The organism is Chryseobacterium sp. D764 (assembly GCF_019317325.1).
Taxonomy (GTDB): Bacteria; Bacteroidota; Bacteroidia; order Flavobacteriales; family Weeksellaceae; genus Chryseobacterium.
On the sequence record NZ_CP079219.1, the window covers coordinates 2,001,760 to 2,024,241 of the forward strand.

A 22,482-nucleotide genomic window follows, 5' to 3' on the forward strand; every position below is an offset into this window, starting at 1 on the left:
TGGTGATTTTTCGGGAGTGAATGGATTTTTATTTTCACTTCATTAATGGTAAAAAACATATGAAATATTCACCATCTACAGAAATATGAAGAAGATTATTCTTAAAATACTCATAAACTTGATTCAAATAATCAATTCCGAATTTTTCTCCCTGCACTGGTTCAGTTTTTGGCTGCCAGGTGTTCTTCACAGTAATCCCATTTTCGTCAATAATAATGATAATTTCCAAAGGCTGATCTATGGTCGCAATATTGTGTTTGATTGCATTCTCAGTAACAATCTGCAGTGATAAATACGGAATGCGCTTCTCCAGACTTGCAGAATCATTAATAATCAGTTCAAAACTCATTTCTTCATCAAACCTGCTTTTCAGGAGTTCCATATACTGCTGTATAAATTTTACTTCCTGCAAAACCGGAACTATATTCTCCTTCGGAGGTACTATAAGATACCTATAAATCTTGGAGAGATTCATGGTAAACTTCTGCGCATTTTCTTTATTGATCCCAATCAGCATGTAAAGGGAATTCAAAGAATTGAAGAGAAAATGTGGATTGATGTTATTCTTAAGTTGCTGCAGCTGGTTGATCACTTCTGCTTTGTGCATCTTTTCGTTCTCTACTAACAATAAATTCTTTTCAGACTGTATTTTTTCTTTTTCCTGATAAGCCAGATTAGTCGCCCTCTGGAATAAGATAAAAACCGTTACAATAAGAAACAGAGCTGCCAGAAAAATATACACAGTATAAGTTTTTATCTTGCTTATATTTTCATCAATGATGAAATTAACATGGTTCACAACCGTATATCCGTCAAAATTGTCTGTTTTTAATGGTTTTATGAAGCGGGTTACTTCAACTCCAAGATATTCCGAGACCGCTGTTCCTTTGGTATATCCGGCTTCAGAGCTGCCAGACAACGTATCTTTAGCCTTAATATCTGTAAAATCAAAAATATTCTTTCCGATGTATTTTTTCTCCGGATGGGTAATACAAATTCCTTCTTTGGTAAAGACATACGCATACGTATTAGAACTTTTATCTACATTGATAAAGTACTGATGGAGATCATCCAGGCTTACAGTAGAACCATAATACAATTTGTTTTTATCAGGCAGCATCAGGGAATCATAACTCACCCAATACATACTGTCTTTTTTAGTTATCAAAAGATCCCTGAAATGTCCGGACCCATTGTTTTTTAAAACAATAGCTTTCTCTTTATGATCTGTATTTTTGAAGATATCGGATAACGGATTATTACTTTCTGTTTTTCCGGAAGCAGTATTTTCATAATAATACCAGCTGTAAGGCAGCAGATTTCTTTTTTTGTTTAAATCATTTAAAACCAAAGAATAATCTTTATAATTCTTCAGACCGTCTTTCTGAATCAATGCGCGAAGCAGATACTGATAGTCCTCAATATTTCTGAATTCATGTTCCACAGATTCATATTTACGGAAGAAGGTTTTCTTTGCAAAATCATCAGTGTTTTTACGGCTGTCTTCAGTAATTAAAAGGCTCAGAACAGCAAATGCTGCCACTGCAATCAAGCAGGCAGATAGAGCGGTGATGTAAATGTATTTTTGGGATAAGGTGTGTTTAAAATTAATACTCAAGTCTCTCTGAATTGTTGTTCTCCTACATATAAATTATTCGTTTGCAAAGATATAACAAAGATTCCAGTACCATAAAGTGAATTATTTTTATATTTAAAACCATCGATAAACAAGCCTATTTTTTGAACCAAAACATATATTATTAACTATATGTAATAAAAAAACCACCAAAAATATGACAGTTTCAATATGTTCAGATTATCGTTCTTCTACAACTTTTTTAATAATTCTTCAGTATTCAGTATCGTGGCAAATTCTTCACTCAGATTGGCCAATGCCATGAGATGAACCAGTTCTGCTTCATATTTTTCTCCGTGTATCCCTACTCTGTCAAAAGCTGCTGTAGCATCAGAAATCACGTAGGTTTCAAATCCAAAGTTTCCAGCCATTCTTGCCGTAGTTGAAACACAATGATTGGTCGTAATTCCCAGAATCACCAGAGTATCTATTTTTTGAAGATCTAATTTTTCTTTTAAATCAGTTCCAATAAAAGCGCTGTTCACATTTTTTGTAATAATAGGTTCATTATTTTGAGGTAAAACATTTTCATTAAATTCAAATCCCGGATCAGATTCATGCAGTTTTGAATTAATGTCTGTTGAGCTATGTCGGATGTGAAATATAGGCAAATTCAAGCTTCTCCATTTTTGCAGTATTTTTCCGCTTAATTTTTCTGCTTCCTTATTATTTCTGTTTCCTCCCCAATAGTTTTCATCAAGAAATCCTTTTTGAATATCAATAAGAAGCAATGCCGATTTTTTGTTTTGTAATTTCATCTGTTTTTATTTTATCATTATTTGAAAAGTCTGTTCATAAGAAACGTATTATATTCATCCTTTACAGGAGAATCGAAGAGATCAAATACATGCAGTGCACCGGGAATTACCCACAATTCAGTTTTCACTCCTGCTTTATATAAAAGCTGAGCATATTCTACATCCTCATCTCTTAAAGGATCCAACTCACAGGCAACAATGGTGGTTTGCGGTAACCTTGAAAAAGCATTATAACAGGTAAGATCCGAATATTGAATGCTTTTATCCTCATTTCCTTCACCCAGAAAATGCAGCCACGCTATCTTTGCGTAGCTTTTATTCCATAGTGGAATATCAGTAAACTCTTCCATTGAAGGAGTATTCAGCCTGTTGTGAATCACAGGATATAGTAAGAACTGATGTTCTATATTTTTAATATTATGGTGTGCTGCCATTTGAGTTACAGCCGCTGCAAGATGTCCACCTGCACTTGCTCCAAAAACGGTAATACGGTCAGAATTAATTCCCAACTTTGACTCACCGTGTTCAATAGTCCATCGTAGAGCATCAAAACCATCTAAAACAGGAATAGGAAACCGATATTGGGGAGAAAGCCTGTAATCAACAGAAATAATGATTGCTTTGAGTGTATCTGCTATTCCAAACATCTGGTCATCCACCTGTTCCGGTAACCCGAAAACATATCCTCCTCCATGAAAGTAAAGCAGAACCCTGTCCCGGTTGAAACCTTCAGGTTGATAAATGTGAAGTCTGATCTCATATCCATCTTCTGAACTTGGTATAAAAATATCTTTTACAGCAATATGATCAGGCTTTTTAAAAGGATTCGCTTTCGTAAATTCTATTCTTTCCTGTTGAATAATTTCCGGGGCATTCAAAAATAAATTTTCATCAATTTCTAATGAATAAGGAACATTTTCAATACTATTTTTTAAATCAATGTTAATTCTATTAAAATCCATTTTTTTCTAAATATTTTATTCTACATCGGCGATAAAACCATTTTCCGACAGGATATTTCCTGTTTTTATTTGTAAATTTAACCTATCAACATCGTCCTTTCCAAGTTGACAAATGATTGTCTGGAACGAACAAAAATGTAAGTATGAGTATTAAAGAATCATCCACCAATAATGAAAATAAGAAAACGCTGGAGTACAGCTGTTCTGAAATATATGCTGTAAATCTGATCAGTGGCCGCTGGATTCTTTCCATCTGTTACCATCTTAAACATGGGAAACTTAGATTTTTTGAACTGAAAGATAAAATCCACAATATTTCTGAAAGAATGCTTACCCTGCAGCTGAAAAAAATGGAACAGGAGGGGCTCATCGCCAAGAAAGTATATGCAGAAGTACCTATAAAAGTAGAATATGAGCTTACAGAAATTGGCAGAAAGCTGATTCCGGTTTTGAATCAGCTGGAAGTATGGGGTAACGAACATAAACAGATGAAGAAAAAATAATCTAAATTCTCACTCATTTAAAAAAAGCCCAAAGGATAACTCTTTTTTTTTACATAAACTGAAAGATCAGAAAAATAGGTATAAATCTTAAAATTAGTTAATATCAATGTTCAATCAGCAGATTCAGCATTTTATATTTTTGAAATTAATTATCTTCGCCTACAAATCTTATTTGAAAATGAAGAAGATCATCTCCGGGATATCTATATTTTGTGCCATTGCTATCTCAGCTCAGGAAGCCATCCAGTTTCAGGAGCTCCCTTTCAAGGATATTATTGCTAAAGCCAAGAAGGAAAAGAAATTGGTTTTTATTGATGCATATGCTTCCTGGTGTGGTCCATGTAAAATGATGGAGAGAAATGTTTTCACCCAAAAATCTGTCAGTGATTATTACAATACCAACTTCATCAATGCAAGATTTGATATGGAAAAAGGAGAAGGCAGAGACATCGCTTCTAAATTCGGAGTACGTTCCTATCCTACTTATCTTTTCCTGAACGGTGAAGGAGAACTTGTTTCCAGAAATACCGGTTATATGGAAGAGAGCATGTTTGTGGCTATGGCTCAGGATATCAATTCACCAGGAAACAAAAAAGGATCCCTGAAAGATCGTTTTGCCAGTGGTGATAAAGATCCGGAATTCCTGATCAATATTATGAAGCTGAACGCCAATACAGATTATGATTTTGCTAAAAAGGCTTCCGAAAGATATTTTCAGAATAAAAAGAAAACCGAGGAACTTACAAAAGATGAAATCGGCTTTCTTCTCTATTTCGTAAAGTCGTCAGAAGATATCAATTATACTGTTTTCGCATCCAGAAAAGCAGAGATCATTAAATTTCTTCCTGAAGAAACCTACAACGAATTTGATGCTCAGCTGAAATTAGGAAAAATAGTAGAACAGTCTATTGATGATAAAAATAAAAAGATCAACGATGACTATTTTTTAAAAACAGCTGAACCATTGGTAGGAAAAGAAGCTGCTCTTAAAAAACTGAATCAAACTAAACTCAGCTATTATGAGCAGAACAGTAATTTTCCTGAATACGAAAAAGCCGCTTTAGAATATTATAAAAATTCTGATTCATTTGACCCTAATGAGCTTTTAAGAGCTGCCTGGGTATTTGTAGATCATGTGAAAACCCCATCTTCATTAAAAAAAGCGACAGAATGGGCAGAAAAATCTGTCATGAGAAGCGAAACCTCAGAAAACACTTACATTCTTGCTAAACTCTATTACCTTACCGGAAATAAAGAAATGGCAAAAAACTATGCTGAAATGGCAAAAAATATAGCAGTTCAGGGCAATAAAGATTCTCAACTTGCAGATGAATTATTAAAGCAAATAAAATAAACATTACATACCGGATGAAATATAAATTATTAGCAGCAGGCATTTTAGCTTTCCTGTCAGCAAGCACAGTAAGTGCTCAGGAACAGGAACAAGGAGGACAGGAGAAAAGTTTATACATAAAGGGAAATGCTTTATTTGCTCCGATAGGAATTTTAAACCTGGGAATAGAAAAACAGATCAGTCCAAGATATACCCTTCAGGGCGATGTTTTCATTTCACCATGGAAATCTTTTGCAGGTCACAAATTACAGTTTTATTCCGTATCCGCTGAAGGAAGATACTATTTCGACAAAGCTTTCAAACATTGGTATGTAGGGGCAAACGTTTCCGTTGCCGCTTACAATGCATCAAAATGGAGCTATTGGAATGACAATACCACCGAAAACTGGAATAAGGAAATTCTTGTTAATTCCAATCTTTATCAGAAAGGATATTCTATAATGCTGGGTGTTACGGCAGGATATCAATTCCAGCTATCTGAACGATGGAATCTTGATATTTATGGAACAATAGGAACCTCTCAGGGATTTTATAAAGGCTATGATAAATCCACTGGGAGACGTTATGATCGTGCAGAAAAATTCAATAAAAGTGGCGAGATCATCCCATACAGAGGAGGCGTAATGATTTCCTATAAATTAAAATAAGACAATGAAGCTATTCGGAAAAAATCATATTATCATTTTAGTGATCACTTTTGTGATTCTTTTTTTAATGAACTATATCGGAAACGATCTGCCTGATAAACTGCAGAGAGCTTTATTAACTGCTTTTGCGGGAGTTGTTGGATTAACAATTGGGCTCTTTATATTAAATAAGGGCAGAAATGATAAAAATCCGCCCCAAAATTTTGATTAATTAATCTTCATATACCACATACCGGGTTCTGATCTTTTCGAAACTTTCCAGATCTTTTTTCCAGGAATCTTTAATTTCCTGAATTGATTTTCCGGCTATAATCTGTTTTCTGAAACCATCAGTTCCTGACAAGGTATCAAACCAAAGATTTTTAAGGAAGAAATCCTGCTGTGGATTCTTATAATTCTGATAAGCTTTGATCACCCATTCAAGGTTAAGCGCTCTTAAGTCTTTAGGATATTCTGAAAGATTTTCACCATAACACAATTTCCCGTTCAGAAATGGATCTTTAGCACCATAGCTTGGCTTCGGCGTAAACTGGTAAGGAAGATTTTCCGTCCATGGGGAACCATAAATCTGAAAAGGAAGATCTGTCCCTCTTCCTACAGAAACCTGAGTTCCTTCAAAAAAACACAGACTTGGATATAAATTGATTGCTTTATCATTGGGTAAATTCGGGGAAGGTTTATCAAGTATTGAATAGCGCTGCTTTTTATGATAATTCTTCATCTGAATAAGCGTATATTTAACCTGGATGCCATTTTTCAGCCATTTTTCTCCGTTCACCATCTTTCCATACTCTCCTATGGTAAGCCCATAAACTACAGGAACTTCATGCATCCCTACAAAGCTGGCCCATTTTTTTCTCAATACAGGTCCATCAGTATATCCGTCATGCGGATTGGGACGATCCAATACCATGATCTCGACATTATTTTCAGCACCTGCTTCCATCAGATAAGACAGAGTGGAAATATAGGTATAGAATCTCACCCCAACATCCTGGATATCAAAAACAACAATATCAATTCCTGCCAGTTGCTCCGGCTTTGGCTTTTTATTATTGCCATACAGGGAAACAATTGGGATTCCTGTTTTTATGTCTACACCATTTTTCACTTTTGCACCCGCATCTGCATCTCCTCTGAAACCATGTTCAGGAGCAAAAATCGACTTGATCTTTATTCCGTTTTTTACCAGAAAATCTACCAAATGAGTTCTGTCACTCATCAAACCCGTCTGATTGGTTACTATCCCTATTGTCTTATCTTTTAAGAGTGGCAAATACATTTCAGGCTGGTCTGCCCCGGTTTTAAAATCCGATTGAACATGAGTCTGAGAATAATATTGATTGAATACTCCTAAAAAAATTAGGCAAATCAGAAGTAAATTTTTAATTTTGAAATCTAAATTCATAAGCTTGAAATTTCCTTTATATTTCTCTAGAAAAATAGCATTTTCCAAAGATAACAAAAATAACCTTTCAAGGGTTATCATCTTCATTGGCAGGCTTTCCGTAGCATTGGGGATTATTGTTTCCTTAATTACTGTAGCCACCGGTTTTGGTTCAAAAAAAGCTATCAAAGAGAGGCTGGCAGATTTCAGCGGACATATTACTGTAAGATCAACACGTTCAAATTCCTCTTATAATACTTCCGTACTTGATAATCAGGGACTCAATATCGCAAAAATAAAAGAACTTCCCGATGTGGAAAGTATTCAGAAATATGTGATGGTTACCGGAATTATGCGTAATGAGCACAACTTTGCGGGAATTATATTTAAGGGAATCGGAAAAGATTTTGACAGTTTAAGGTTTAAAAAATTCCTTATTGCCGGCACCACCCCGAAAGTTACCGAGAAAGGCTTCAACAATGATGTTGCTATTTCGCAAAAAGTAGCCAATGATCTTCATCTTAAGGTGAATGACAGTATTGTTACCGTATTTTTAAAGGCTGATCAAAAACCACTTTATCGTAAATTCAAGATTATAGGGATTTACAGAACTGATATTAAGTTGATTGATGAACAGTTTGTTATCGGTGGAATCAACCATGCCAGAAAAATTCAGGATATGAAGTCTGATGAAATTGGCGGAATAGATATCTTTCTGAAAAATGTAAACGATATCGACAAGGATTTTCCTGAAATTGAAAAACAGATCGGCTATAAAAATTATGCTGAAAAAGCTACTGAAAAATTTCCGCAGATTACGGACTGGATCAGTATTTTTGATACCAATATAGCATTGATCATTATCATCATGCTGATTGTAGTGGTTATTAATATCATCATGGTTCTTCTGATTCTTATTATTGAAAGAACAAATTCCATCGGTCTCCTTAAAACATTGGGTGCAAGCAATTCACAGATAAGAGCCACCTTCATCAATTATACCCTGATTATTATGATTCCGGGACTTTTGTATGGAAATGCTATCGGATTGGGACTTATTTTAATTCAGAAATTCTTTGGAATAATAAAACTTAACCCGGAAAACTATTATGTAAGTACAGTTCCGGTAGACCTTAATCCTATCGCAATTATTTCTATCTCATTGGGAATTCTTCTTATTTCAGGATTGGCTTTAATTATTCCCAGCTACCTGATCAGTAAGATCTCTCCTGTGAAAGTTATTAAGTACAACTAAATTGATAATTGACAGGTATTCGTTGTTTTTCAAGGGATTTTTAATTTTACCCACAACTTATCCACATGTTATCCACAGCGCAGATAATTTTAAAAGCCTTATCTTTGCGCCGCATATAAAACATTTATGAAATACGCAAAAAATATCCTTGAAACTATAGGTAACACGCCGCTGGTAAAGCTTAACAAAGTATTAGGCGAAGATTTCCCAGCATTAGTATTAGCAAAAGTAGAGACCTTCAATCCTGGAAACTCAGTAAAGGACAGAATGGCTCTTAAAATGATAGAAGATGCCGAAAAAGACGGCAGATTAAAACCTGGAGGAACTATTATTGAAGGTACTTCCGGAAATACAGGAATGGGATTAGCATTGGCAGCGATCATCAAAGGCTACAAATGTATTTTTGTAACCAATTCTAAGCAGTCAAAAGAAAAATGTGATATCCTTCGTGCTGTAGGGGCTGAAGTAATCGTTTGTCCTACAGACGTAAAACCTACCGACCCACGTTCTTATTATTCAGTATCCAAAAGACTGGCAAAAGAAACGGAAAACGGATGGTATGTCAACCAATACGACAACTTATCCAACAGAGCGGCTCATTATGAATCTACAGCTCCGGAAATCTGGGAACAGACTGAAGGAAACCTGACGCACTTTGTCGTAGGAGCCGGAACAGGAGGTACAATCACGGGATGCGGAACGTTCTTTAAAGAAAAAAATCCGAACATCAAAGTAATTGGTGTTGATACATATGGTTCTATTCTGAAGGAATTCCACGAAACCGGAGAGCTGCACTACGACCATGCTTACACCTATATCACAGAAGGTATCGGGGAAGATATCATTCCTGAGAATTATGACATGTCTGTAATTGACCATTTTGAAAAGGTAACTGATAAAGAGGGTGCTATCTATGCCAGAAAACTGGCTAAGGAAGAGGGAATTTTCTGTGGATATTCTGCAGGAAGCGCTATTGCTTCTTTGATCCAAATGAAAGATCAGTTTACTAAAGATGATGTGATAGTCGTTTTACTTCATGACCATGGTTCAAGATATGTAGGAAAAATTTACAATGACGAGTGGATGAAAGAAATGGGCTGGCTGGAAGAAAATAAAGAAGGTTAATAAACCACTTTACAGATCATAAAAAAACGGAGCAAAATTTTGTTCCGTTTTTTATTTTTATTGTTTGATATTTTCTTTTAATCTACTTTTAAGAATGCTGTATTCTTTCTCACTCATTGCTTTTCTGGGAAACATATAGCTGTATTTTCCTTCAAGGGAAATAAATTCATTATTGCTGTCAAAATATTCAAAATCTTTCCACTCACTGGTTTCTTTTTCTCCATCAATATTCACAGTGAAAAAATTCTGATCAAACCTGATTTCGTACACTTTACACTTTTCCAGAACATTTAAATAATGATTCACCTGTTTTTTCCATCTTGAAACTTTATTGACACTTACAGACAAAAAAATAGCACAAAGCAAAAATATAAAACTCAAAAAGTATAAAATACCTACACTTTCTTTGCTCAGATTATCTTTCAAAAGAAAAACAATAAAAACAATGATTGCTGCTGCAATGGTGACAATGGTTTTACTCTTCGTTGTAGGTGAAAAAAGCAGACTTCCCTGATTACCGCTAAAATAAATATCTTCAAAAATCTTTCTGTCCGGTTTTAATGTAATCACCTTTTCTTCATTCATAATTATAAAGTTTGCTTTAAAAAGCTACAAAACTAAACTAAATATCTTCATATTGATCACTTATTGCAGAAAGTTTATTCATCAGCTCCCTGTTTCTGCGGTTCAGTGCATCCAGCTTTTTCAGCATATTGTGGATCACTTCAAGACCGGGAAGATTGACTTCAAGATCATAATACCAGTTAGCAAATTTTTCTAGTTCTGACAGATCATCATACATCAGATAATGGATATTGTCTTCAATCTGTATATTCAACAGCCCATAGTCTACAAGCTCATCAAAAAAAGTGATTTCTATATTATAGATTCTTACGAGTTCTTCCCGTGATATTCTTTCACTCATAGCTTAGGAATTTTTTAGTTGTTCAAAAAGTTCTTTCTGCTTCTCGGTAAGGTTCGTTGGCAGTTTCACTTCATAGGTTACAAAAAGATCTCCATGTTCTCCTTCTTTTTTATAGACAGGAAAACCTTTTCCTTTCAATCTTACAGTGATTCCCGTTTGGGTTTCCGGTTTTACTTTAAGCTTTACACTTCCTTCCAGGGTATTAACGTTCACTTCTCCTCCTAAAACAGCAGTGTACAAATCGATCACGACTTTGGTTTTCAGATCATCCCCGATTCTTTCAAAATTCGGATCGGCCGGGATATTGAAGGTGATATACAAATCCCCGTGAGGGCCGCCATTGACACCTGGATTTCCATGTCCTTTCAGTTTGATTTGCTGCCCGTCATATACTCCTGCCGGAATAGTGATTCTGACTTTCTTCCCATTGATATCAAAGGTTTGCGGATGGGTTTTTGCAGCATCTCTCAGATTCAGATTCAATTCTGCTTTGATATCCTGCCCTTTGAATTTTCCGGAAGCTCTTCCTCGTGAGTTTTTACCAAACCCACTACCTACTCCACCGAACATATTCTGGAAGAAATCTGAAAAATCTTCCCCTTCACCAAAATCAGCACCGGAGAATCCTCCGCCATAATTTTGTTGTTGATATTGTCTTTGCTGCTGCTGTTGGGCCTTTTCGTATTCTTCGCCGTGTTTCCAGTGTTCTCCGTACTTGTCGTATTTAGATCTGTTTTCCGGATTGCTGAGCACTTCGTTGGCTTCATTCAATTCTTTGAACTGTCTTTCTGCTTCGTTATCATCAGGATTCAGATCGGGATGAAGTTTCCTGGCCAGTTTTCGATAGGCCTTTTTAATATCATCCTGTGTTGCGCTTTTATCTACGCCTAAAATTTTATAGTAATCTATATAAGCCATAGAAATGAGGTTTACCCAAATTTATGAAATTTAGGTCTGAAAATTGTATAACAAAATGTTAAAAATAAACCTATCTTTGATAAAAAGCACCACATGAAAGAGGTACTGAAAAACTACTCCGGAATCATATTTTTACTTTTGGGAATCACTATTGGAAGCATCATTGGAATTGTTGCTCCCGGTTTTGTGGACTATATAAAACCTTTGGGAGATATTTTTCTTAATCTTCTTTTTGTGAGTGTAGTTCCTTTGGTATTTTTTGCCGTATCCAATTCTATTGCTTCTTTGGAACAGCAATCCAAATTTGGAAAAATCATCCTTGTGATGTCCCTTACCTTTTTATTCTTTATTCTCACAGCAGCTGTTTTTACCCTCTGTGCAGTATATCTTTTCCCGGTTTCGGGAGTCTCAGGGAGTTCTGAGATCATTTCTGAAGCGGCGAGTGATGATACGTGGGGCAACAGGATTGTAAGCTTCTTTACGGTAGGTGAATTCACTGAGCTTTTCTCGAGAAGGAATATGCTGGCTCTTCTGGTATTTGCATTTCTGACAGGGTTTGCGGCCAGAAAAACAGGTGAAAAAGGGCAGCCTTTCAGGGTTTTTATTGCTTCAGGATATGAAGTGATGAAAGAACTTCTTTTACTGGTCATGAAACTGGCTCCCATTGGTTTGGGTGCTTACTTTGCCTATCAGGTAGCAACTTTAGGACCTCAGCTTTTTGGATTTTATGCTAAACCTTTAGGATTGTATTATGTTGCAGGAATCATTTACTTTCTGGTCTTCTTTTCTATCTATGCTTTTATGGCGAACGGGCAAAAAGGAGTTAAAAGTTTCTGGACCAACGCTATCTACCCAACTCTTACTGCAATAAGTACCTGCAGCAGCTTTGCAACCATGCCTGCTAATTTACAGGCAGCATCAAAAATAGGAATTCCCAACTCTATTGCCAATCTGGTCATTCCTATTGGGACTACTCTGCATAAAAACGGATCTTCCATGTCTTCAATCATCAAGATCTATGTAGCATTTTTAATCATTGGAAAAGATTTCTTTGATCCTGCCAACCTGCTTTTGGCATTGGGAATTACTGTATTTGTGAGCATTGTGGCTGGTGGTATTCCTAATGGTGGGTATATTGGTGAAATGCTGATGATTTCTGTTTATAAATTACCTCAGGAAGCAATCCCTGCTGTAATGATTATCGGAACTTTGGTAGATCCTTTAGCCACCGTATTGAATGCTGTAGGAGATATAGTTGCCGCCATGTTTGTCAACCGGTTTGTAAAGGTCTGATGGTCATTTAACTATTTTCTTTAAAAGATGAACTCATTTTTCAAAAGCATTGGCTTATATAACACCATTACTATTGATCTCAATATCAACAGTGCAGAGCTTATACAAAGACTATGGAAGGTAACTTACAAAACCAATACTACTTTCATATCCCTGGAAAAAGATTCTTCAATTCCTACCCGGTTTGAATATCGGGGAATGATTGCTGCAAACACTTTCACCATCAAAAGAAGAGCGAGGCTATTTGATATGAACAGAAATAATCCTGTCTTTCATGGAACTATTTCTGATAAAAATGGGCAATCTTCTGTCTCTGTAGAATTTTTCCCATCAGGATTTCAGATTTTTAATTGGGTGATGATTCTGTGTTTTTGCTTCGTGGCAGCTTTTGTCAATATACAAGGTGATCAAAAAGATCTTATGTTCGCAGGAGTAGCTTTGGTAATTGCTGTTGCTCAATATTTTATTTTAAAAAGAGGAATTTCAAGAGGCAAATATGAATTTGAAAGAGAGCTTATTTATATTGCACAAAAGCCTTAAGCCTATCTTAAATCCAATATTCTATTCACTGCGTTTTACAGATTCAAGGTTTTCATATTCTTCGGGAGTGAAAAGTCTGTAGTGAACTTTAAAGGTTTTTCCCAAAGGAGTTTCCAGAGAGAAACCGCCAGGTCCGAAACCGTCTGTAACATCTAATGTAAAATGTGAATATTTCCAGTATTCAAAAAGATCACGGTCTATCCAGAACTCATATCCATTGATGGTTCCGATCATTGCATCATTCATTCTGGGAAAAAATCCTCCTTTTTCAAAACATTGTGGCTGTGTGCCTTCGCAACATCCTCCTGCCTGATAAAACATAAGGGGGCCATATTGGTCTTCAAGTTTCCGGATCACTTCAAGAGCCTGCTCTGTTGCGGAGAGTCTGGATATTTTTGCTTCCATTGTTTTTATTTTAGCTTATTGCAAACTTTATCGTTATAAAAGATCCCGGCAAGTAATTCTAACCGGGATCAGCAACACATCATCAATTAATTTGAACCGGCAATATCCAAAACGATTCTGCCGTCAATCTGTCCTTTTTTCATTTTATCGAATACCTCATTGATATCTTCTAATTTTGCGGAAGTAACTGTGGCTTTTACCAATCCTTCATTGGCAAAATCCAACGCTTCCTGCATGTCTTTTCGGGTTCCTACGATAGAACCTCTCACCGTGATCCTTTTTAAAACCGTTTCAAAAATCGGAAGTTCAAAAGAGCCGGGAGGAAGTCCATTCAGAGCAATAGTACCTTTTCTTCTTAAAACGTCTATTCCCTGTTTGAAAGCAATAGGTGAAACAGCCGTAATCAATGCACCATGCATCCCACCGACTTCTTTATGTAAATATTTTCCGGGATCGGTATCTTTTGCATTGACAACAAGGTCTGCTCCTAATTTTTTTGCTAATTCAAGCTTATCATCTGCTACATCAATAGCAGCGACATGCATTCCCATTGCTTTGGCATACTGAACTGCTACGTGTCCCAACCCACCGATGCCTGAAATGGCTACCCATTCTCCAGGTTTCGTTTCCGTTTCCTTCAATCCTTTATAAACAGTTACTCCGGCACATAAAATAGGAGCAATTTCCAAAAAGTTGACATCAGACTTCAAATGACCTACGTATCTTGAGTCTGCGATAACGTATTCTGCAAAACCGCCATCTACACTGTAACCTCCATTTTTCTGTGCTTCACAAAGGGTTTCCCATCCTGTGATACAATAGTCACAACAGCCACAAGCACTGTACAGCCACGGAACTCCTACCGCATCACCTTCTTTTACAAAAGCCTCAGGTCCGCAAGCTACCACAATACCTACCCCTTCATGTCCTGGAATAAGAGGCATCTTGGGTTTTGCAGGCCAGTCGCCATCTACAGCATGTAAGTCTGTATGACAAACCCCGCAGGCAATTACTTTAACGAGGACTTCATATCTTCCGGGTTCTCTTACGGGTACTTCTTCAATTTTCAGAGGCTGGCCGTAGCCCTGAACTACTGCCGCTTTCATTGCTTTTGGAATCATATTTTATTTTTTGGATTGAGTTATTGGGTTATTAGTTTTTATCTCCACATCTGAAAAGGCAATTCCTCTGCGTGAGGGATAGTAAGGGCGGCGAGGAACGAGCCGGTGCGAAATGCAATGAAGCACCGAAACGAAGTGCAGCCCTGGATAGCCCGACCGTTGCCCTGGATAAAGCCAAGGCAATCGGGCACGTCCTAAATAATATTAAAAGAAACCTAACTTATTCTTGTTATAAGAAATCAGCATGTTTTTGGTTTGGCGGTAATGATCAAGCATCATTTTATGATTTTCTCTTCCGATTCCGGATTGTTTGTAACCTCCGAAAGGCGCTCCTGCAGGGTAAGAGTGATATTGGTTTACCCATACTCTTCCCGCTTCTATCTGACGGGGAATATTGTACAGTTGGTGTGCATCTCTTGTCCACACTCCTGCGCCAAGCCCATAGATGGTATCATTGGCAATCTTCACTGCGTCTTCTTCATCCTTGAAAGTGGTAAATGCCAGCACCGGACCGAAAATTTCTTCCTGGAAGATTCTCATTCGGTTGTTTCCTTTGAAAATCGTCGGCTGAATGTAGTATCCGTCTTCCAGATCTTCTCCAAGATGATTAACTTCTCCTCCTACCAGAACTTCAGCTCCTTCTTCTATTCCCAACTGGATATAGGAAAGGATTTTATCTTTCTGAATCTTTGAAGCCTGCGCTCCCATCATCACGGTTTTGTCCAGTGGATTTCCTACTTTGATCGCTTTTACTCTTTCGACTACCTTCTCAATAAATGCATCTGCGATATCTTCCTGAACGAGTAATCTTGAGGGACATGTACAAATTTCTCCCTGATTGAGGGCAAAAAGAACGGCTCCTTCTATCGCTTTATCTAAAAACTCATCATCGGCATCCATTACAGAATTGAAGAAAACATTCGGGGATTTCCCACCCAATTCCAATGTCACAGGAATGATATTTTCTGTTGCATACTGCATCACCAGACGTCCTGTAGCGGTAGATCCTGTAAATGCGGCTTTTGCTACTTTCGGATTGGTAACCAAAGCTCTTCCAAGCTCTGCTCCAAATCCGTTAACAATATTGATAACGCCAGCTGGTAACAGATCTCCAATAAGCTCCATCAAGACCATGATGGAAACAGGAGTACTTTCTGCGGGTTTCAAAACCACACAGTTTCCTGCTGCCAATGCCGGAGCCAGTTTCCAGACAGCCATGAGTATCGGGAAATTCCATGGGATGATTTGTGCGATTACTCCAAGAGGTTCATGAACGATCAGCGATACGGTATCTTTATCCAGTTCGTTATGAGACCCTTCATCTGCCCGGATTACGGAAGCAAAATACCTGAAATGGTCAATTGCCAAAGGTAAATCTGCAGCCAGCGTTTCTCTCACCGCTTTTCCGTTATCTATCGTTTCTACGGTAGCAAGATATTCCAGATTCTGCTCTATTCTGTCGGCAATTTTATTCAGGATGATACTTCTTTCCGTAGAGGAAGTATTTTTCCAGGTTCGGAATGCTTTTTCTGCGGCATCTACAGCCAGTTCCAAATCTTCTTTGGAAGAATGGGCAACCTGAGTAAAGTTCTTCCCATCTACGGGCGAGACAACGTCAAAATACTTCCCTTTAACGGGTGGCGTGAATTTCCCGTCGATATAGTTATCATATCTGCTTTTGAACTCCGGACGCTGTAAAAGCGTAGTTGATCTTGGTTCTGTAATAGTGCTCATATTAGTATTGTTTTTATTTTTCGATAAAGCCAAATTACACTGAGATGTCCAAAAGAGTATAGCACAATCCTATAAAAAAAGTGTAAAATAGTGCAAAGTGTTCAATTTTAGTATTTTATTAACAGCAACGTACTCTCAAATTTTCTATATTTGAGTTACCTCTTTTTCAAAAAAAATTAGAAATGAATAACAATAGTAATATTTTATTAAATACTCCTGAATTACGTAAGGAAAGCCAACTATTGAGTCTTGTTGAACACCAGACGAAATTCAATCTAAACAACTGTGAATTCAGTATTTATGAGACTCATAAGGCTGCTTTTGATGTAAAACTTCATTTTGAAAACATTGCATTTACAGCCATGCTGAGAGGTAAGAAACATATGAAGCTGGATAATAAGACCAATTATTTTGATTATTATCCGGGAGAAAGTATTCTGGTAGCGCCGGGGGAAACGATGGTTATTGATTTTCCTGAAGCGGATGAAACCCCTACCCAATGTATTTCTTTAAGTCTTAACCCTGATTTTATAGAAGATTCTCTTAATTATCTCAATTATCATCTTCCAAAAGTGGATGAAACTTCGCAATGGAACATTCAGCTGGAGGAATATTTTCTGTTTAATAATAAAGCTCTGGCTTCCGCGACCAATAATATTATGAGAATTGCCATGGATGATAATTCTCAAAAGGATATTATGGCTGATTTTGCATTGAAAGAGCTTCTGATAAGACTGATGCAGACCCAGGCAAGAAGCATGGTAGAAAAAAATATTGTTAAAAATAAATCCAGAATAGGTTTTGTAGTAGATTACATTAAAAGAAACCTGCATCAGAAATTGTCTATTGATAGTATCGCAAAGCTGGCTTATGTAAGCAAGTCGAATTTCTTTAAAATGTTCAAAGACGAGCTGGGAACTTCACCGAATGATTTTATTCTGCAGGAAAGGATCACCCGTGCGAAAGAATTATTAGCCAGCCAGACCAGCATTAAGGAAACGGCTTTTCAAACCGGGTTTTCAGATACAAACTATTTCACCAGAGTATTTAAACAATTGGAAGGGGTAACTCCAAAAAGTTATCAGGACAGAATGGTTCTGAGATAATCTATCTATAAATTTATATAAAAAAAGAGCCCCATTTCTGGGACTCTTCTTAAAAAATATATTAAAATTAAATCTTAATACTTGTCATTCTGCTTAACGTTCGGGTTTGCAGAGATCTCTCTGATTGGAATAGGTAATGTATATCTGTAATCACCATTTGGAAGATTTTTCACATCGATAATATCATCCGTAAGGTTTCTGTCCATACTTACATTAGCTGCTACAGCAAGTCTCTTAAGGTCGATGAAACGGTGTCCTTCAAGTGCTAATTCAACTCTACGTTCTTTCAAGATATCAGCATAAGCTAATTGAGTGCTTGAATAAGTAGGAGTTGTAGCTGTTCCCTCGAAGTTTCTTGCTACTCTCACTTGTTGAATTCTATCGTGAGCTGCTGTAAGGTTTCCTGCAGCTACTTCAGCTTCCGCTATAATGAAATACATTTCAGACAATCTGAAAACTTTTACATCATTTCTTGTAGCAGTACTTGTTTTACCAGGATACTTGTCAATAACCAATCCGTCAGTTCTTGTATTTCCTGCTGTTGCAGAAGCATAATCTGGATTTGGTTTTGATGAAGGATCTACGTAAGCATATTTTCTGATATCTCCGGGAGTATTTTTAAATATGTTGTATAAGTTTCTTCCCCAGAACCACATTGGTGCTCCACTAATGTTAGACTGGTTTGTATTCCATTTTCCACCAATAGCAGCGCCTGCACCTAAAGGAAGTCTGTTAAGAGAGAAAATAGATTCTCCATTCTCAGTATCGGCCCACATTCTTCTATATGGGTTGAAAGAACCTCCTGCAATACCATTTCCACTTTTCTCATCAGTCCCACCATAGAATGCAATATTCCACTTGTCGGTAGGTGTATCACTGAAAGGTCCGGATTGGAATACAGAACCATCAGCTTCAGTTACAGGAACTGCAGCATTGGAACCTGTGATTGGTGTTGCAACTGTAAGAGAAAGACCTGAACCGTTGATTACTAATTCTGCATTTTGCTTAGCTAGAGCCATTTCACCTCTGTAAAGGTTGAAACGAGCAGCAACAGCGTTTACAAAATTCTTATCTACTTTATATCTTCTCGGTGTTGTAGAGTTTCCTAAGATTCCTCTCGCGTAATCTAAATCAGCATTAATGAAATCATATACATCCTGATTTTTAGCTCTTGGCAATTGCGCTTCTGTAGAAGGAACATCCTTCAGAAGAATAACTCCTAGTGCGTTAGGATCCTTCATATCGCTAGAGAAATAAGCCTCCAGCTGTACATAACAATATGCTCTGATTGCTCTTGCCTGTGCAAGAATCGCATTGTATGTATTCTTTTCTTCAGCAGATGTAGGTGTAATTCTCTTTGCTCCTTCAAGAAGTCTGTTAACTCTGTTGATTACTTTATAGTTATTCATCCAGATTCCATCACTCGCAACAGTACCTACTGTACCTCCTGTAACAACAGCACTAGACGGATCAAGAAAATGTCTGTGCAGAGTATATTCCTGTCCTCCACTACCAGATCCTGGTTTTACTTCGTCAGTAAATACCGCTGTAAAGTAGATCTCATCAATTGGGTCTAACTGAGCGTAAACAGATCCGTTTAAAACTTCATTAAGGTTAGCAACACTTGTATACAGATCTTGTTCCTGTAATTCTCCAGCCTGCTTTATATCTAGTGCATCCTGGCAGCTGTTCAGCGTAAATGCTGCAGATGATAGGGTTGCTACAACTAATATTGTATTGATAATTCTTTTCATAATTCTTCTCTATTAAAAATCAACATTTAAACCTACAGATACGGTTTTTGGGTTAGGATAAACATTTAGTGAATACGAAGTAATTGGCTCCGGATCAAATCCTTTCCAATCTGTCCAAGTATAAAGGTTTTCCGCCTGAACAAATACTTTGATTCCTTTTACCGGCAGTTTACCTAACTGACTTTTGCTAAAGTTATATCCTACAGAAATGTTCTTAAGTCTGATAAAATCTGATTTGTGTAAGAATCTGTCTGAAGAACCTAAGCTAAGGTTACTCGCTTTCAATCCAGGTACATCAGTATCTCTGTTATCAGGAGTCCAAGCGTTTAACAAGTCTGCTGAAAGGTTTCTTGTAGCAGCTGCACTTGGGTCCATAATCCATGACTGTAAGTTATCATAGATCCATCCTCCTTGTTGGAAAGAGAATAATGTATCAAGGAACCAGCCTTTATGTTGTAAGTTGAATCCAAAACCTCCTGTAAACTTAGCATATCTTGATTTTCCAGTCAATACTCTGTCTGCAGATGTCGGAGCTTCAGTGATGTTTCCGTTTTTGTCAAGGAACTGTAAGTTTCCGTTATCACGATTTACACCAACATATGAATATAGCTGATACTGACCAGCAGGACCTCCGATAGCATTTACTACATCTCCAGCAAGATTTTCGCTGTTCATAGAAACAATCTTGTTAGAGTTGTATGCACCGTTAACGAACACGGAGAATCTTGTATTTTCGTTTCTGATCACGTTGTACTTGATCATCCCTTCAATACCTTTATTATCAAGAACCCCATCGTTCCCTCTGATTGAATAGTACCCCGTAACTGATGATTTTTGAAGGTCATTGAACATTCTTGATGTTCTTTTCTGATAGTAATCAACACTACCTTCAACTAATCCTTTATAGTTGAAATCTAATCCGATGTTACTTTGTTTTACCTGCTCCCACTCTAAGTAAGGATTTGATAAATTAACAAAGTTATATCCTAATAAATTCTGGTATCCTGAGAATCCGTTATAAAGATCAAGGAAGTTATTTGGAAGAAGCGCTAATGGGTTTTGGTTATCACTGGCAATTCCTAAGTTCTGGTTACCTGTAGTACCGATTGAAGCTCTTAGCTTAAGCAATCTGAACCCTGAATTAGCCATGAATTCTTCTTTGTCGATATTCCATCTTGCTGCTACTGACCAGAAAGTCTCCCATCTGTTGGTAGGAAGAAAACGGTAAGAACCATCTCTTCTAACAACTCCACTTACACCATACTTATCTTTGTAATCATAATCCACAGTTCCAAAGTACGCTAGTGTACCGGCAGTTACTTTTGTAGCACTGTTAGAAGGTCTGTAGATATTGGGTGTATCCGGGTTAAATGGAATATAACCAGTTCCTGCACCAAACTCCCACTGTAATGGGTTCAGACCATTTTGTCTTTGAGAATTTGTAGTCACATGAGCTTTAATATAGTCCATGTATGCACCAGCACTAATTGTATGATCTCCAAAAGATTTATTGAATGTAATATTCGTAATACTGTTGAATGTCAAATCTTTTGTTGTAGAAAAATCTTCGAATCCTCCATATGTAGATCCATCTCCTTTTGCTACACTGATAGCAAGGTATCCAAGTGGAGATCTTGCGAAGGTTCTATCATATTGTTTATATTCAATACCTGTTCTGTTTCCAACGCTTAAGTAATCTGTAATTTTGTAATTTACGTTCGCATTAGCAGAGATACTTAGCTCTGTAAATCTGTTTCTGATTCCTCCATTAATGTTATCCTGAAGGATCCAATGTCTGTTGTTAGTAGCATCTCCTTTAATAGCATTATATAGCTCCTGTCCATTTGCATATGGAGAAGGTGTTGCATATGGTAATGAAAGAACACTTCCGAATAAAGGATTCTGAAGGGTATTGTTGGAAATACCTGTATTCGTTTCATCATCCAGCTGGTTTCTTCTGGAGTATCCTAACCCCATAATAGCCCCGAAAGTTAATTTCCCGTCTTTAGACTTACCATTAAGGTTATTTCTCATTGTAAATCTCTTGAAGTCTGTAGATTTTACAGTTCCTTCGCTATCAAGATATCCTAGAGATAAGAAGTTATTGATGTTTTCCCCACCACCTGTAATTGAAAGGTTGTGTTGCTGGGAAATACCAATACGGGTAAATTGTTTACTCCAGTCTGTATTAGTACCCCAGTTGTCAATTTCTTGTTGTGATAAAGTTTTACCTTTACCAGTTTGCAAATTCTTTTGAATTTGTAAAAGTTGTCTGCCGTCTGACATATTGTAGTCAGAAGTAGGTAATTTACTAAATGAAGTTAATGCATCATAAGAAACCTTCAGTCCAGCATTGAATTTTCCTCCTTTAGTTGTAATTACAACAACTCCATTCGCAGCTCTGTTACCATAGATCGCAGTTGCCTGAGCATCTTTCAGGATACTGAATGTATCAATATCATAAGAGTTCAGGTTTCTGAACTGAGAACCGGAAGTAATTACCCCATCCACAACATACAAAGGATCTGTAGAACCATTAAGGGAACTCGCACCTCTGATCAAAATATTGAATTTTCCAGAACCTGGAGATCCAGATGCCGAATTTACTACTATCCCGGGAGCAGTACCCTGAATTGAGCTCAGTACCGAGATATTAGGTCTGTTTTCTAAGGTTTCAGAACCAACTGTTACCGAAGATGTAGTCGTTTTTGCTTTAGTAGCAGTCTTGCTATAACCTAAAACAACAACTTCTTCAAGTTTTGTCTCCTTGTCCTTACTGTTCTTAGAGTCCTTTTCCTGAGCTAGTACAGTCTGTCCTGTAAAAAACAGAACACCGACTGTCAAAACGCTTAATTTCACATTCATATTAACAGATTTTAATATATTCAAGGCACAAATATGTCGATAAATATCTATAACATCAATTTGCTAAACGTTGAAAACAGGCTTCCAGAAAGGAGAGATTCACATTCATACTCAAAAAATGATGGAGAATCATTTTAATTGTATTTAAAAAATTAACAAAAAATAAGTCAATTTAAACATTAACGGAATTTTAA

21 protein-coding genes are annotated in these 22,482 nt (G+C 36.9%); 9 read left to right on the plus strand and 12 right to left on the minus strand.

From position 1 onward, the window contains the following. Positions 1-34 precede the first annotated feature (34 nt). The 3 genes from KYG33_RS08970 to KYG33_RS08980 all read right to left on the minus strand — a co-directional run bounded on the left by KYG33_RS08970 (position 35) and on the right by KYG33_RS08980 (position 3,356). Entirely contained in the window at positions 35-1,618 is a 1,584-nt protein-coding gene (locus KYG33_RS08970) for a histidine kinase (protein WP_077418279.1), read from the minus strand. A gap of 209 nt (positions 1,619-1,827) precedes the next feature. Next, positions 1,828-2,394 carry a cysteine hydrolase family protein gene (locus KYG33_RS08975; protein ID WP_077418276.1) on the minus strand — a complete coding sequence of 189 codons (567 nt, stop codon included), beginning with the start codon at positions 2,392-2,394 and terminating at the stop codon, positions 1,828-1,830. 17 nt (positions 2,395-2,411) lie between these two features. Beyond that, entirely contained in the window at positions 2,412-3,356 is a 945-nt protein-coding gene (locus tag KYG33_RS08980) for an alpha/beta hydrolase (RefSeq protein WP_077418273.1), read from the minus strand. A 143-nt stretch (positions 3,357-3,499) separates the two neighbouring features. Between KYG33_RS08980 and KYG33_RS08985 the strand changes: the two genes are divergently transcribed. The 4 genes from KYG33_RS08985 to KYG33_RS09000 all read left to right on the plus strand — a co-directional run bounded on the left by KYG33_RS08985 (position 3,500) and on the right by KYG33_RS09000 (position 6,071). Beyond that, the gene (locus KYG33_RS08985) at positions 3,500-3,859 is read left to right on the plus strand and encodes a winged helix-turn-helix transcriptional regulator (RefSeq protein ID WP_077418271.1); all 360 of its coding nucleotides are present in this window, start codon (positions 3,500-3,502) and stop codon (positions 3,857-3,859) included. Positions 3,860-4,037: 178 nt separating this feature from the next. Then, complete coding sequence (locus KYG33_RS08990; protein WP_077418268.1) at positions 4,038-5,213, plus strand: thioredoxin family protein; 1,176 nt, start codon at positions 4,038-4,040, stop codon at positions 5,211-5,213. A 14-nt stretch (positions 5,214-5,227) separates the two neighbouring features. Further along, entirely contained in the window at positions 5,228-5,860 is a 633-nt protein-coding gene (locus tag KYG33_RS08995; RefSeq protein ID WP_077418266.1) for a DUF3575 domain-containing protein, read from the plus strand. Positions 5,861-5,864: 4 nt separating this feature from the next. After that, positions 5,865-6,071, plus strand: a complete 207-nt coding sequence (locus tag KYG33_RS09000; protein ID WP_077418263.1) for a hypothetical protein — start codon at positions 5,865-5,867, stop codon at positions 6,069-6,071. Here the strand turns inward: KYG33_RS09000 and KYG33_RS09005 are convergent, their stop codons facing one another. Beyond that, positions 6,072-7,268 carry an exo-beta-N-acetylmuramidase NamZ domain-containing protein gene (locus KYG33_RS09005; protein WP_219073101.1) on the minus strand — a complete coding sequence of 399 codons (1,197 nt, stop codon included), beginning with the start codon at positions 7,266-7,268 and terminating at the stop codon, positions 6,072-6,074. Between the two features lie 4 nt (positions 7,269-7,272). On the opposite strand from KYG33_RS09005, the gene KYG33_RS09010 reads away from it, so the two are divergent. Next, on the plus strand, positions 7,273-8,502 hold the full coding sequence (locus KYG33_RS09010) for an ABC transporter permease (protein ID WP_077418260.1): 1,230 nt from the start codon (positions 7,273-7,275) through the stop codon (positions 8,500-8,502). 126 nt (positions 8,503-8,628) lie between these two features. Further along, positions 8,629-9,627: a PLP-dependent cysteine synthase family protein gene (locus tag KYG33_RS09015; RefSeq protein WP_219073102.1), complete on the plus strand. Its 999-nt coding sequence runs from the start codon at positions 8,629-8,631 to the stop codon at positions 9,625-9,627. A 57-nt stretch (positions 9,628-9,684) separates the two neighbouring features. On the opposite strand, the gene KYG33_RS09020 is transcribed toward KYG33_RS09015, so the two are convergent. The 3 genes from KYG33_RS09020 to KYG33_RS09030 are packed head-to-tail and all read right to left on the minus strand — an operon-like array spanning position 9,685 to position 11,470. Beyond that, positions 9,685-10,212: a hypothetical protein gene (locus tag KYG33_RS09020; RefSeq protein ID WP_180564351.1), complete on the minus strand. Its 528-nt coding sequence runs from the start codon at positions 10,210-10,212 to the stop codon at positions 9,685-9,687. A gap of 37 nt (positions 10,213-10,249) precedes the next feature. Continuing rightward, positions 10,250-10,552 (minus strand): chaperone modulator CbpM, encoded by a 303-nt coding sequence (locus KYG33_RS09025; RefSeq protein WP_219073103.1) that lies wholly within the window; start codon positions 10,550-10,552, stop codon positions 10,250-10,252. Positions 10,553-10,555: 3 nt separating this feature from the next. Further along, a complete protein-coding gene (locus tag KYG33_RS09030; protein WP_219073104.1) occupies positions 10,556-11,470 on the minus strand; it encodes a DnaJ C-terminal domain-containing protein in 915 nt (304 codons plus the stop codon). 93 nt (positions 11,471-11,563) lie between these two features. Here KYG33_RS09030 and KYG33_RS09035 point away from each other — a divergent pair, with 93 nt between their 5' ends. Both KYG33_RS09035 and KYG33_RS09040 read left to right on the plus strand, forming a co-directional pair. Beyond that, entirely contained in the window at positions 11,564-12,763 is a 1,200-nt protein-coding gene (locus KYG33_RS09035; RefSeq protein ID WP_219073105.1) for a dicarboxylate/amino acid:cation symporter, read from the plus strand. Positions 12,764-12,790: 27 nt separating this feature from the next. Next, positions 12,791-13,303 (plus strand): hypothetical protein, encoded by a 513-nt coding sequence (locus KYG33_RS09040; RefSeq protein ID WP_219073106.1) that lies wholly within the window; start codon positions 12,791-12,793, stop codon positions 13,301-13,303. A gap of 21 nt (positions 13,304-13,324) precedes the next feature. Here KYG33_RS09040 and KYG33_RS09045 read toward each other — a convergent pair whose 3' ends face one another. From KYG33_RS09045 to KYG33_RS09055, 3 genes are all read right to left on the minus strand, one after another. Next, positions 13,325-13,708, minus strand: coding sequence for a DUF779 domain-containing protein (locus KYG33_RS09045; protein ID WP_047387354.1), 384 nt, complete (start codon positions 13,706-13,708; stop codon positions 13,325-13,327). A gap of 86 nt (positions 13,709-13,794) precedes the next feature. Then, complete coding sequence (gene adhP, locus KYG33_RS09050; protein ID WP_077418242.1) at positions 13,795-14,829, minus strand: alcohol dehydrogenase AdhP; 1,035 nt, start codon at positions 14,827-14,829, stop codon at positions 13,795-13,797. 204 nt (positions 14,830-15,033) lie between these two features. Continuing rightward, positions 15,034-16,563, minus strand: coding sequence for an aldehyde dehydrogenase family protein (locus KYG33_RS09055; RefSeq protein WP_180564354.1), 1,530 nt, complete (start codon positions 16,561-16,563; stop codon positions 15,034-15,036). Positions 16,564-16,745: 182 nt separating this feature from the next. On the opposite strand from KYG33_RS09055, the gene KYG33_RS09060 reads away from it, so the two are divergent. Then, positions 16,746-17,669, plus strand: coding sequence for a helix-turn-helix domain-containing protein (locus KYG33_RS09060; RefSeq protein WP_180564355.1), 924 nt, complete (start codon positions 16,746-16,748; stop codon positions 17,667-17,669). A gap of 74 nt (positions 17,670-17,743) precedes the next feature. Here the strand turns inward: KYG33_RS09060 and KYG33_RS09065 are convergent, their stop codons facing one another. Both KYG33_RS09065 and KYG33_RS09070 read right to left on the minus strand, forming a co-directional pair. Next, positions 17,744-19,423: a RagB/SusD family nutrient uptake outer membrane protein gene (locus KYG33_RS09065; protein ID WP_219073107.1), complete on the minus strand. Its 1,680-nt coding sequence runs from the start codon at positions 19,421-19,423 to the stop codon at positions 17,744-17,746. 12 nt (positions 19,424-19,435) lie between these two features. Further along, on the minus strand, positions 19,436-22,288 hold the full coding sequence (locus KYG33_RS09070) for a SusC/RagA family TonB-linked outer membrane protein (protein ID WP_180564357.1): 2,853 nt from the start codon (positions 22,286-22,288) through the stop codon (positions 19,436-19,438). Positions 22,289-22,482: the final 194 nt, after the last annotated feature.